The sequence below is a fragment of the Phyllobacterium sp. LjRoot231 genome, assembly GCF_964253365.1.
GTDB lineage: Bacteria > Pseudomonadota > Alphaproteobacteria > Rhizobiales > Rhizobiaceae > Phyllobacterium.
The window spans coordinates 2,827,444-2,840,310 of the sequence record NZ_CAXUQT020000001.1; the positions used below are offsets into that span (position 1 = coordinate 2,827,444).

Below are 12,867 nucleotides of genomic sequence, written 5' to 3' on the forward strand. Positions count from 1 at the left end.
CTTTAGCTGAGTCAGAAAGGCCCAAACGCTTAGCGCCGGGCCTTTTGACCATTCTAAATCAGTCTGAGCTGGGACACATCGACCTACTTAGTCGACGTTTTTCGTTGCCGTGGGGCCATATCAGGCTACTCATGTCATGCTTCAAAAACCCAACTCGGCATGCTCAGCTGCACCCGGAAGTGTTCCCGCATGTGTCGCACTTCAAGCATGTCCCATTACGAACCATCGTGAAGTTCGAGCATTCCGAGCAGCTGTCACCGGTATAGCCCTGCATCATCGACTTGATGCGGCGATCGGACATTACTTTCCTTGCTTCGGCTTTGGCTTCTTCCGCTGCGGCTTCTGCATCAGTGTCCTCGAACAGGGCAGATGCCGGAGTTGCGTCTGCCTGATCCTTTGCGCGCTCCTCATAGTCGCGCTTGAAGGCTGTCGATTCCTGGCTGACCACTGCAATCGTTGGCTTCGCGGCAATCGCCGTTGCTGTTCGGCTGGCGAGGGTCGTGACATTTGATGACGCAGTTGCCTTGGGCGCGCTGACGACGCCTGTCCCCCCTGCGCTGCTAAAACCCTTTGGATCAGCCTTGTTCGGCGAAACAACAGTCAGAGAAGCGCCGCGTGTCAGGCCCTTCGAGACTGGCTGGGTCTTGCCTTCGGAAATACCGCGGCCAAGCGAGGTGTTGGAGAAGTCCGACTGATCGACATGAGCGAGGTCATGGCGGTCAAGGTAGGAGACGGCGAGTTCGCGGAACAGGTAGTCGAGGATCGACGTGGCGTTCTTGATCGCGTCATTGCCTTGGACCATACCGGCTGGTTCAAACTTGGTGAAGGTGAAGGCCTCCACATATTCTTCCAGCGGCACACCGTATTGCAGGCCCAGCGAGATGGCGATGGCGAAGTTGTTCATCATGGCCCGGAAAGCAGCGCCCTCCTTGTGCATGTCGATGAAGATTTCGCCAAGACGGCCATCATCGAATTCGCCGGTTCGCAGATAGACCTTGTGCCCGCCAACAACTGCCTTCTGGGTGTAGCCCTTGCGACGGTTCGGCAATTTCTCGCGATCGTGAATGTATCGTTCAACGATGCGCTCGACTATCTTTTCGGTGACCTGAACGGCACGGGCAGCTGCCGGGGCTTCGATCAGCGCCTCGATTGCATCATCCTCATCCTCGTCTTCATCGGCGAGCAATGAAGAATTCAGCGGCTGTGACAGCTTGGAACCGTCGCGGTAGAGTGCATTGGCCTTCAGTGCCAGCTTCCAGGAGAGCATGTAAGCAGACTTGCAATCTTCGACAGTTGCTTCGTTCGCCATGTTGATGGTCTTGGAGATCGCGCCGGAAATGAAGGGCTGGGCGGCGGCCATCATGCGGATGTGGCTGTCAACGGAAAGATAACGCTTGCCGATCTTGCCGCAAGGATTGGCACAATCGAAAACCGGATAATGCTCTTCCTTGAGGAAGGGAGCGCCTTCAAGTGTCATCGCACCGCAAATGTGGATATTGGCGGCTTCGATTTCCTTCTTGGAGAAGCCGAGTGCCGGCAATATCTCGAAGGAAATATCGTTGAGCTGCTCGTCGGTGAAACCGAGAACATTCTTGGCGAAGTCTTCGCCGATCGTCCATTTGTTGACTGCGAATTTGATGTCGAAGGCTGACTTCAGTGCCGTATTGAGCGTCGCAATGATTTCATCTGTAAAGCCCTTGGCCTTTAGCGACCCGGGGTTGATGCCGGGTGCCTGATTGAGATTGCCATGACCAACAGCATAGGCTTCGATCTCGGCGATTTGGCTTTCCGAATAGCCAAGCGTGCGCAGAGCTTCGGGCACGGCGCGGTTGATGATCTTGAAGTAGCCGCCACCAGCCAGCTTCTTGAACTTGACCAATGCGAAGTCCGGCTCAATGCCAGTTGTGTCGCAGTCCATGACCAAGCCGATCGTGCCTGTCGGGGCAATAACAGTAGCTTGCGCATTGCGGTAGCCATGCTTTTCGCCAAGTTTCAGAGCCTTGTCCCAAGCGGCCTTCGCATGTGTGATCAGATCCTGATCCGGGCAATCGGCCGCAATCAGGGCAACAGGATTTACGGCGAGGCCTTCATAGCCCTGGTTCTCGCCATGCGCGGCGCGGCGATGGTTGCGGATGACGCGCAGCATGTTGGCAGCGTTCGGGGCATAGCCATTGAACGCACCGAGTTCCTTCGCCATTTCGGCGGAGGTGGCATAGGCGGTGCCGGTCATGATCGCGGTAAGCGCACCGCCAATGGCACGGCCTTCAGCGCTGTCATAAGGGATGCCCGAGGTCATCAACAGACCGCCAATATTAGCATAGCCAAGTCCGAGCGTGCGGTATTCATAGGAGAGCTTGGCGATTTCCTTGGAGGGGAATTGCGCCATCATTACCGAAATCTCGAGAACGATCGTCCACAAGCGGGCCGAATGTTCGAAGCCGGTAACGTCGATTTTGCCGTCCTTGCCACGATAAGTCAGAAGGTTGATCGAGGCTAGATTGCAGGCTGTGTCATCCAGGAACATGTATTCCGAGCATGGATTGGATGCGCGGATCGGACCAGCGGCCGGGCAGGTATGCCAATCATTCATAGTTGTGTTGAAGTGCAAGCCCGGATCAGCGGATGCCCAGGCAGCATAACCGATCTTTTCCCAAAGATCGCGCGCCTTTAGGGTCTTCATCACCCTGCCGTCCTTGCGGGCGGTCAAGTTCCAATTGCCATCATTTTCGACTGCGCGCAGAAATTCGTCCTTGAGCGAAACGGAATTATTGGAATTCTGACCGGCAACAGTCAGATAGGCTTCCGAATCCCAGTCCGTGTCATAGGTCTTGAAGTCGATATCCGTGTAGCCTTGCTTGGCGAACTGGATGACGCGCTGGATGTAGTTCTCTGGAACCTGGTTCTTCTTCGCGGCCTTGATTTCACGCTTTAGCGCCGGATTTTTGGTCGGCTCGTAGCAGTCGCCATTGTCGGCTTCGCAATTGACGCAAGCCTTCATGATGGCAGCCAGATGCTGCTTGACAATCTTGGAGCCGGTGACGAGAGCCGCAACCTTCTGCTCTTCCTTCACCTTCCAGTCGATATATTCCTCGATATCCGGATGATCGACGTCAACGACCACCATCTTGGCGGCACGGCGGGTCGTGCCGCCCGACTTGATGGCGCCCGCAGCGCGATCGCCAATCTTCAGGAAAGACATCAGGCCGGATGAACGGCCGCCGCCGGATAATTTTTCGCCTTCACCGCGAAGGAAAGAGAAGTTAGAGCCTGTACCGGAACCATATTTGAACAGACGCGCTTCACGCACCCACAGATCCATGATGCCGCCTTCATTGACCAGATCGTCAGCGACTGACTGGATGAAGCATGCATGCGGTTGCGGATGCTCGTAGGAAGATTTGGATTTGGTCAGCTTGCCGGTGTCAGGGTCGACGTAATAGTGGCCTTGACCGGGACCGTCGATGCCATAAGCCCAATGCAGACCGGTATTGAACCATTGCGGTGAGTTGGGCGCAACGCGCTGAGTGGCCAGCATGTAAGCAAGCTCGTCGCGAAAGGCGAGGGCATCAGCTTCGCTATCGAAATACTTGCCCTTCCAGCCCCAATAAGTCCAGGTGCCAGCAAGACGGTCGAAAACCTGGCGCGCATCCATTTCGGAGCCATACCGTTCATCGACAGGCAGTGCGGCCAGGGCTTCCTCATCGGCTACGGAACGCCACAGCCATGAAGGGACGGAGTTTTCCTCAACCTTCTTCAGCTTGGCAGGCACACCGGCCTTGCGAAAATACTTCTGTGCAAGAATATCTGCTGCCACCTGACTGAACTGGGCCGGAACATCGATATTCTCCAGACGGAAAACGATCGATCCGTCCGGGTTTTTGATCTCACTCGTCGCTACACGAAATTCGATCTCCGCGTAGGCTGACTGGTTCTCTTTGGTAAAACGCCGTTCGATCCGCATCTTTCTCGTCCTTGTCTCTATATATAGTATCCATCGGGCGCCGTGTGAAGTGTTGCGCGCGCTATGGACACAATCCCACCCTAATCGATTCCAATCGCTGAAACCGGTTGCTACACCTTGGCCCTCATCGACGCGGTTTCCCGCGTCATTTACAGGCTTGGTGGCCCTTATTTTGACGCCTGTTGTGTGATTCTTACCCCTTAAGGACTGTCACACTATCTGGTAATTATTCTGCCTGTAAACACTAAATATAGTGTTAATCGGCCATTTACCCAACAAAATATTTTATCTGTGTGCAAACGATTTCTCCGTTTTAAACATGACTCATCGCTTGCGCACACCATAAGATGCAAGCTCTGGCAAACACTGTATAAACTGGAAAAAGGCCGGTTACAGACACTCCGGTCACGCCACCAACGCAACGCCGTTCACCATAAAAAATGACTCGCGTGTAAGCGTCAAGTCATAGTTTTTTACATAATTGTGACCGCAATATCTTGTGTGTCACATATGTGGATAACGGGGAGAAACTTGGACAGATATTGGCAGCCGCCAAAGAGTCGGGGCCACCGGGGAATGCTATAAATATTTGAGAAAACGAGGGAAACCAGTTGGGGCCAAGGCTCGTTAGGTGGGACGGCGCTTTAGCGGCTAGTTACGATTCCGGGATCAAAGCTTGCAATGATGGCCTTCAATCCAGGCTCTTCGACGCGCTGTGCAGATTCCTCGATGCTGACCCAATCGAGTCGACGTTCGCCGCGCTCAGGCCAATTCTTTTCCTGATGCGAAAAGCGCATGGGGAAAACATCAACGACGAAATCGCCGCATTCACCATCGCCCATATCATGCTTTTCGTATGTGTATGTGCCGATTGAAAAGGGTGCTATGTCGCCGCGCACGCCGGCTTCTTCATAGGCTTCTCTCTCGGCCGATTGAGCAAAAGTCTTACCAATCTGCGGCCAACCTTTAGGCACCACCCACCGGCCCGTGCCGCGGCTCGTGATCAAGAGGATTTCAGGTAGATTTTTTTTCACACGATACACGAGCGCGGCGACCTGGCAGACTCTGCCATTGGGCATTTCGATCCGCTTATCCGTTACGATCTCGTTTTGATAGGTTACGTTCAATGTTCCGCTCGTTCTGGGCTTGTTTTCCAGCAAGTGTGAACCGATTCGCATAATCCGCAATCGTTCACCGGCTACAGGTTGATGCTTATATGCGACTTATGACATTTTTTTGAACAGCAGTGCAAAAAAATCACATCAGAATTCAGCTGGCAGCCGCCGAGCATATAGGGTCGGGACCCGACTAAGAGATAACTGGAAAGGCGGGACTACAAGGGATAATCTGTGCCAAACCGCAAAATGGGAGGCACAATGACATTTTCTCGATCGTCGTTCGAAGAAGTTCCTCCAGCGTTGGATGTTACGACTTCAGAGGATGAAAGTGTTAGTGTTGTAGCATCGTGTGTGTACGCTAACGGCCAGCGCATCGCGGATATATCGATCGATGAAGCTGGCACGTGGACTCGCAAAGAGGGACACGTCGTCTGGATCGGGTTATTGGAGCCGAATGGCGAACTTCTGCACCGGGTTCAAAAGCAGTTCGGACTGCATAGCTTGGCTATCGAGGATGCTGAACATGCCCATCAACGCCCCAAGCTCGAACAATATGGCGATGCGATTTTCATCGTGGCGCGAACGGCACAGCTTATTGATGGCCGCGTGGCATTCGGTGAAACGCACGTCTTCCTCGGAAAGGGATATATTGTAAGCGTTCGACATGGGGCGTCGACTTCCTATGCGGCGGTCCGCCAGCATTGGGAGACTTCACCTTATGCCCTTGCAAAAGGGGAAGATTTCATCCTTTACGCAATTCTCGATTTCATCGTTGATAACTACATGCCCGTATTGGAGGCTATTCATGATGAGGTGGAATCGATCGAGGATCGCGTTCTGACGAAACCTATGACCAGCAGCGACATCGAGCGGCTCTATATGTTGCGCCGCGATCTATTGCGTCTGCGCAATGCCGTTGGTCCGCTTGTCGATGTCTGCGGGCGACTGAGCAATACGGATTTGCCACAAATTCAAACGGCGATGCAGCCACACTTCAGGGACGTGACCGATCATGTTCGCACTGTTCAGGAGAAGATCGACGGTTTACGTGAGGTTCTGGCGTTCGCTTTCGAGGCTAGTTTACTTGTTGGGCAAAGCCAAGAGACAGTTATTTCAAAGCGTCTCGCTGCGTGGGCGGCGATACTGGCCGTGCCAACGGCAATCGCCGGTATTTACGGCATGAATTTCAAATACATGCCCGAACTGGAGTCTCCCAATGGATACTACTGGATCATGGGCGTGATGATCACCGTGTGCCTGACGCTATTCTGGCGATTTCGCAAGAGCGGCTGGCTTTAGCGATAATTTCTACCCACCATGGCCCTTAGTGATCGGCTCCTGGTAAGTTAGGCCCATATCCCAAGGGAAATATATCCAGGTATCTTGCGAGACTTCCGTTACGAACGTGTCGATGAGCGGGCGTCCCTTAGGTTTTGCATAAACGGTCGCGAAATGCGCTTTCGGCATCATCGCGCGCACGATGGCAGCCGTCTTGCCCGTATCGGTCAGGTCATCGACGACCAGAATGCCTTCGCCTTCGTTCTCCAAAAGCCGGGGATCAACATCCTTCAGAACCTTGAGGTCGCCTTGCTCGTCGTAGTCATGATAGGAGGCAATGCACACAGTCTCGATCATACGAATGCCAAGCTCGCGGCAGATGATGGCCGCTGGGACCAACCCACCTCGAGTAATCGCGACCATCGCGCGCCACTCACGCTGCATGCCGGCAACACGCCAAGCGAGGGCGCGGGCATCCCTGTGAAATTGATCCCAGGAGACCGGAAAAGCTTTGTCGGGAAGGGACATGGCATGCACTCCAACAGAAAAATACAACGTAGCGGAAAATCCGCCAGGAATGCATCTCGCAATAGCGGTAAAAGCAAGCCCATGGCAAGCAGCTTACGCTGCCCGCGATCTGTTCTGACGAGAAAAGTGTGATTTACGGGGTGTGTTCAGCGCGACATCAATGTCAGACAAGGCATGTCAGCCATTATAGAACTGGTGACACCGCCGAAGACCCATTCCTTTAGTCGAGACTGGCTATAGGCCCCCATTACGAACAATGACGCGTCGTTTTCGGAAATCCGGCGCCGCAACACCTTATCGGCAGATTCCCCGTTCGAATTGATTGTGTGGGGATGTACATTGACGCCATGACGGCGAAGTGCGTCAGAAAGTGGTGTGCCGGGGATATCGACGTTCGGATCGTTGGATTTCTTCGGATCAACCCAGATGATATCGACACTTTCAGCCTTGAGCAGCAAGGGGAGTGAATCGAATGCAGCGCGCGATGCTTCGCGCTTGCCGTTGAAGGCAACGACGACACGATCGATCTTTTCCGGCAGCGGCGTTTTGTATGGGACAAACAAAACGGGTCGTCCGCTCTCCATGACCAGCGGGTCGGTGACGTCATTGACGCTGTCTGGGTCATTGGGATCAGGTTGACCGGCGATGATGATGTCGGCGCGGAGGGCGCTTTGCGTTACACCGGCTGACGGGCTGCTGCTTTCGGACCGCACAATACGAAATTCGTGGGAAATGGTGCCGGTCGACATTTCCGTGCCGAAAAGGGCAGCAATCGCTTCCGAGTTTTCCTTATGGCGCTGTTCATGGGCTTCGAACAATGTTGTATCGGCAAAACCCGTAGGGTCGGCATAAACAATCGGGGAGGGGATCGTGTAGAGGCCGATGATATGAGTGCGCTCGCTGGACGAAGCGATCAACTTTGCAGCGCCTATAACCCTCTTTGCTTCACGCTCACTGCGAATGAAAGCGATGATCGTGCGAAATGCCATGTTGGCCTCCATAGGTTGTTGCATCCTCGAATGCATCAGGCATCATTATACGCCTCCCGCGCAACAATTGCTTTGCGTTTTGGACAACTTGCGTCGATTCAAAGCAGGTCATTGCGCAGGTTGAGTAGCGATATTTGCAACCATTTCCTTCACGGCTGTTTCCGCTGCAGCAAGTTTCTGTTCGTCGCGCGCTCTGACAACCAGTTCTGTCGAGAATTTGCCGTTTTCGTACTTCGGATAGGAACCGATGATCGTATCTGGATGGGTAGCCTGGATATTCCGGAGCGGAACGGCAATCGCACCTTCGCCAAAGGGGCAGTTCACTGAACGGGACAGCAGCTTCTTGCCTACCCTCAGTGTCGGAATTACATTGTCGAGCATTGCCTGGAAAACTGACGGGACGCCTGCCATCACGTAGACATTGCCGATATGGAAGCCAGGTGCTGTCGAAACAGGATTGTCGATGTGTGTCGAGCCGCGTGGCATGCGCGCCATGCGCTGGCGGCTTTCAGTGAATTCGATCCCGCGTGACGCATAATTATCACCCATGAGTTTCATCGCTGTCACGTCGTGTTCGCACGGCACACCGAACGCCTTTGCAATCGCATCAGCCGTTATGTCATCGTGAGTTGGCCCGATCCCGCCCGACGTGAAGACATACTCGTAGCGTTCCCGCAGGGCATTGAGGGCTTCGATAATACGGTCTTCTTCGTCCGGAACGATGCGCACCTCTTCAAGATCGATGCCGACGGCTGTGAGAATATCCGCGAGGTGGCCTATGTTCTTGTCCTTTGTCCGGCCTGACAGCAATTCATCGCCAATGGCCAGCATGGCTGCGGTCACAACTTCATCAGTCATAAAAATTCTCCTAGCGGGAAGGCGACCGTAATTCTCCGAACGGATCGTCGCAAGCCATTTCAAATGGTGAACAGTTTGTCGCGATGTTGTTTCTTTTAATGCACCCCGAAATGCGTACCTTGCCGTGCTGTTGCGGCTCGACCGTCGGAAAAATTTCAAAACTGGAGACCTGTCATGGCGAAAGTACTGGTGCTTTACTACTCGAGTTGGGGACATATGGAACAAATGGCCTATGCCGCTGCGGAAGGAGCAAAGGGAGCGGGCGCGGACGTCACCGTTAAGCGCGTGCCTGAACTGGTACCGCTGGAGATTGCCCAGTCTTATCATTACAAGCTTGACCAGAAGGCTGAGATCGCGGAACCGGCCGAACTCGAAAACTACGATGCGATCATCGTAGGCGTTTCTTCGCGTTTCGGCTCGATGTCCGCACAGATGAAGAACTTTTTCGACCAGACCGGTGGTCTTTGGGCGAAGGGCTCATTGATCAACAAGATCGGTTCGGTGATGGCATCGTCCGCAACCCAGCACGGCGGCCAGGAACTTGCAATTGTATCGACCCAGTGGCAGTTGCAGCATCATGGCATGATTATCGTCCCGCTTTCCTATGCCTATCAGGCACAGATGGGCAATGACGTCGTCCGTGGCGGCGCGCCGTACGGTATCACGACAACTGCAGACGGCGATGGATCGCGTCAGCCTTCGGCTCAGGAACTTGAGGGTGCAAAGTTTCAGGGCAAGCGCGTCGCGGAAATTACGATCAAGCTGCACGGGTAATTCCAGAATGCCAGACGTACGTGAAAACCCGGCGAGTATGCCGGGTTTTTTCCTTTTATGAGGATGAATTTCCTGGATCCGATAAGCATTGCCGGGTGCGGTTTGATCTCTTTCTATGAGAAACAACGATTGACTGAATCGCATTAACCGTCGAAAAGCAATTCGCGCGGACGTGGCGAAACTGGTAGACGCAAGGGACTTAAAATCCCTCGGCCATAGGTCATGCGGGTTCGACCCCCGCCGTCCGCACCAGATCAATCAATTCATAGAAAATAATCCAAGCCTTAGTACGGCTGGATTTGACGTCCAACTTCGCATAGAAGCGGCACACTCAACGGTGTGAGAAAGCAATGCCTGCCATTTTGGTTCAATCTCCAGTGAGCAAAATCAAACAAATCGCCTTACAAAATCCGGCACTCTTGTTCGTTTTGCTCTATTTCGCGTTTCAGGTCTTTTTTCTGACGACGATCTCGAATGGCGCCGGTGTAGATGACGCGGAGCAGTTGGCCTATGTCGGTGCCCTGCAGTGGGGTTATGGCGGTTCACAGGCACCGCTCTATACCTGGATCAACAGTATTGCAGGCGATCTTCTAGGGATCAGCCTGTTTACCATTTACCTTGTAAAATTCGGCCTGCTTGCCAGTTCTTTTGTCAGTGTCTATTTCGGAGCACGGCTGCTTGGCCTGTCGAAATCGGTGGCTGCAGCTGGCATGGTTGGCATATTCCTGCTGCCCCAGATTGCTTGGGAATCCCAACGGACGCTGACCCATTCTGTAGGTGGAACAACTGGATGTGCATGGGCGTTCCTAGCCTTTGCCTGGCACATGAAATCGCGTTCGTGGATTTCCGCTGCGTTGCTTGGACTTGGCATCGCCTCGGGTCTGCTCGGAAAATTCAACGCAAGTTTCTTCCTCATAGCATTGATTTTGGCTGGTTTTTCCATTCCGGCATATCGATCGGTTTTGCTGTCGCGCAAGAGTATTATGACATTGGTCGTGTTCATCATTGCCGTGACGCCAACCGGACTTTGGACGCTTGCACACACCGATAACTTGCTGGCGCGGTCTCATAAATTCGAAATCAATGAGGGAGGGAAGTTCATCATTAGTCGTCTCCACGGCGAATGGAAGCTCTTCCTTAATGGTATTCTTTTCTCGGGTGTGGCGCTGGTGTTCTTCGCTGGCGCATGGTGGAGAAGCCGTGCCGAGCAGATATCACCGCCCCAAAACTGGAGTGACGGTGAAAAATTCGTCACCAGAATTCTACTGTTTGCGCTGGCAGCTGTCTTTGTCGGGGTTCTTATCAGTGGTGCAGCCGAGGTGAAGGATCGCTGGCTGCAACCCGTTCTCTTTCTGAGTCCGCTATATCTTTCCATGCTTCTGGGCCGCTATATCAGAACGGATCTACCGCTGAAACGCTTCGCCATTGTCGGTGCGATCTGCGGTTTGATTGTTATTCCGGGGTTGGCGGTGAACATTTTGTACGCCCGCGACGGAAAAACGCCGTCGATCGGCCAGTTGGACTATGCCAGACTTTTTGCGGTAACACGCGCCGAGGGAAACTATCAGACTGTCGTGTCAAACGGACCGCAATTGCCGGGTAATCTGCGTCTCTTCGACAATTCCATCGATCCGGTCCATCTGGAAATGCCGAACGCCGTATCACGCATCCGTTTTCCGGCGCTTTTCGTCTGGTTTGGAGATGAGATGAATCCGGCTGTGCTGAGTCTGCTCAACGGAGCCGGTATTTCCTCGCCACCGGCCGACATCAGACATTTGGATCTTACCTACAAATACTATCCCGCTCAGTCAGAGCGGGTGAGCTATTTTATCGTTCCCGCCAAATGAGGTCCTTGGTTAGTCCTCGACAAAAACCTCATCGCGTTTCTTTCGGATGCTCGGCAGTAGCACGACCACGAGAACAGCGGCCGCGAGGAGTAACAAAACGAGGCTGATCGGGCGGCTGACGAAAGTCGTAGGATCGCCGCGCGACATGATCATGGCCCGGCGAAGATGCTCTTCCAATAGCGGCCCGAGCACGAAACCGAGCAGCAGCGGCGCCGGTTCGCAGCGGAGTTTAGCCAGCCCGTAGCCGATGAGGCCAAAGAAGGCGACCGCGTAAAGATCGAACACATTGGAATTGACGCTGTAAACGCCGATCGAACAGAAGGCGATGATGGCCGGAAACAGCATGTAGTAAGGAATGGTCAACAGCTTAACCCAAAGTCCGATCAACGGCAGGTTGAGCATGATCAACATCAGATTGCCGATCCACATGGAAGCAATAATGCCCCAAAACAATGCAGGCTGCTCTGTAGCAACGTTGGGCCCGGGCACAATACCCTGAATGATCATGGCGCCGATCATCAGCGCCATCACAGGATTGGCAGGGATGCCGAGGGTCAGCATAGGAATGAACGACGTCTGTGCGCCGGCATTGTTGGCTGATTCTGGGCCTGCAACACCAGCGATTGCGCCCTTACCGAATTCGCCCGGCGTTTTCGAGATGCGTTTTTCGACAGTATAAGATGCGAACGACGCGAGAATCGCACCTCCTCCCGGTAAAATCCCCAAGGCCGAACCGATCGCTGTTCCACGAAGAATTGGTGCGGCCATCGCCTTCCAGTCCTCACGGGTTGGCATGAGATTGCTGACTTTTTTGATCACCACGTCACGCTCGTGTTCGTTTTCAAGGTTGCGCAGGATTTCAGCAATACCGAATACGCCGACCGCGAGCGCTACAAAATTCAAGCCATCCGACAGTTCGAGAATTCCGAGATTGAACCGTGGTGTGCCGGTATAAATGTCTGTCCCAACGAGGCCGAGAAGAAGACCCAGAGCGACCATGCCGAGCGCCTTGACCACAGAACCATGGGCGAGTGCAACTGACGAAACAAGACCGACGATCATCAGTGAAAAGTATTCTGCCGAGCCAAATCTCAATGCGATGGCCGTCAAAGGTGGTGCGAACACCGCAACCAGAATAGTGGACACCGTTCCGGCAAAGAACGAACCTATCGCTGCGATGGCAAGCGCCGCTCCGGCACGACCTTTGCGGGCCATCTGGTATCCATCGATCGCCGTAACAGCCGATGAGGATTCGCCCGGCATATTGATCAGGATGGCGGTGGTCGAGCCGCCATATTGCGCGCCGTAATAGATGCCGGCCAGCATGATAAGGGAGGAGACGGGTTCGAGTTGGAACGTTAGAGGCAAAAGCATCGCGATGGTCGCTGTAGCACCGATGCCAGGAAGCACGCCGATAAGCGTGCCGAGAATGACGCCGATAAAACAAAACAAAAGGTTGTAAGGCGAGGCAGCGGTGGCGAAGCCGAGGGCAAGATTGCTAAGAAGATCCATGG

Annotated in this window: 9 protein-coding genes and 1 tRNA gene; 4 read left to right on the top strand and 6 right to left on the bottom strand. The window is 53.8% G+C overall.

Annotated features, from left to right (window positions below; genetic code table 11):
• Window positions 1-163 precede the first annotated feature (163 nt).
• Window positions 164-3,961 (bottom strand): vitamin B12-dependent ribonucleotide reductase, encoded by a 3,798-nt coding sequence (locus tag ACSQ3H_RS13980; RefSeq protein WP_436117609.1) that lies wholly within the window; start codon window positions 3,959-3,961, stop codon window positions 164-166.
• 644 nt (window positions 3,962-4,605) lie between these two features.
• Window positions 4,606-5,040: an NUDIX hydrolase gene (locus ACSQ3H_RS13985; RefSeq protein ID WP_436119447.1), complete on the bottom strand. Its 435-nt coding sequence runs from the start codon at window positions 5,038-5,040 to the stop codon at window positions 4,606-4,608.
• 297 nt (window positions 5,041-5,337) lie between these two features.
• Between ACSQ3H_RS13985 and corA the strand changes: the two genes are divergently transcribed.
• A complete protein-coding gene (gene corA, locus ACSQ3H_RS13990; protein ID WP_436117610.1) occupies window positions 5,338-6,378 on the top strand; it encodes a magnesium/cobalt transporter CorA in 1,041 nt (346 codons plus the stop codon).
• A gap of 9 nt (window positions 6,379-6,387) precedes the next feature.
• Here the strand turns inward: corA and gpt are convergent, their stop codons facing one another.
• The 3 genes from gpt to ACSQ3H_RS14005 form a co-directional block, all read right to left on the bottom strand.
• Window positions 6,388-6,885 (bottom strand): xanthine phosphoribosyltransferase, encoded by a 498-nt coding sequence (gene gpt / locus ACSQ3H_RS13995; protein ID WP_436117611.1) that lies wholly within the window; start codon window positions 6,883-6,885, stop codon window positions 6,388-6,390.
• Between the two features lie 146 nt (window positions 6,886-7,031).
• Window positions 7,032-7,874: a universal stress protein gene (locus ACSQ3H_RS14000; RefSeq protein WP_436117612.1), complete on the bottom strand. Its 843-nt coding sequence runs from the start codon at window positions 7,872-7,874 to the stop codon at window positions 7,032-7,034.
• A gap of 108 nt (window positions 7,875-7,982) precedes the next feature.
• Entirely contained in the window at window positions 7,983-8,732 is a 750-nt protein-coding gene (locus tag ACSQ3H_RS14005) for a competence/damage-inducible protein A (protein WP_436117613.1), read from the bottom strand.
• Between the two features lie 174 nt (window positions 8,733-8,906).
• On the opposite strand from ACSQ3H_RS14005, the gene wrbA reads away from it, so the two are divergent.
• From wrbA to ACSQ3H_RS14020, 3 genes are all read left to right on the top strand, one after another.
• On the top strand, window positions 8,907-9,506 hold the full coding sequence (gene wrbA / locus ACSQ3H_RS14010) for an NAD(P)H:quinone oxidoreductase type IV (protein ID WP_436117614.1): 600 nt from the start codon (window positions 8,907-8,909) through the stop codon (window positions 9,504-9,506).
• A 166-nt stretch (window positions 9,507-9,672) separates the two neighbouring features.
• Window positions 9,673-9,758, top strand: a tRNA-Leu gene (locus ACSQ3H_RS14015).
• A 125-nt stretch (window positions 9,759-9,883) separates the two neighbouring features.
• Window positions 9,884-11,353 (top strand): ArnT family glycosyltransferase, encoded by a 1,470-nt coding sequence (locus ACSQ3H_RS14020; protein ID WP_436117615.1) that lies wholly within the window; start codon window positions 9,884-9,886, stop codon window positions 11,351-11,353.
• A 9-nt stretch (window positions 11,354-11,362) separates the two neighbouring features.
• Here ACSQ3H_RS14020 and ACSQ3H_RS14025 read toward each other — a convergent pair whose 3' ends face one another.
• The gene (locus tag ACSQ3H_RS14025) at window positions 11,363-12,865 is read right to left on the bottom strand and encodes a tripartite tricarboxylate transporter permease (protein ID WP_436117616.1); all 1,503 of its coding nucleotides are present in this window, start codon (window positions 12,863-12,865) and stop codon (window positions 11,363-11,365) included.
• Window positions 12,866-12,867: the final 2 nt, after the last annotated feature.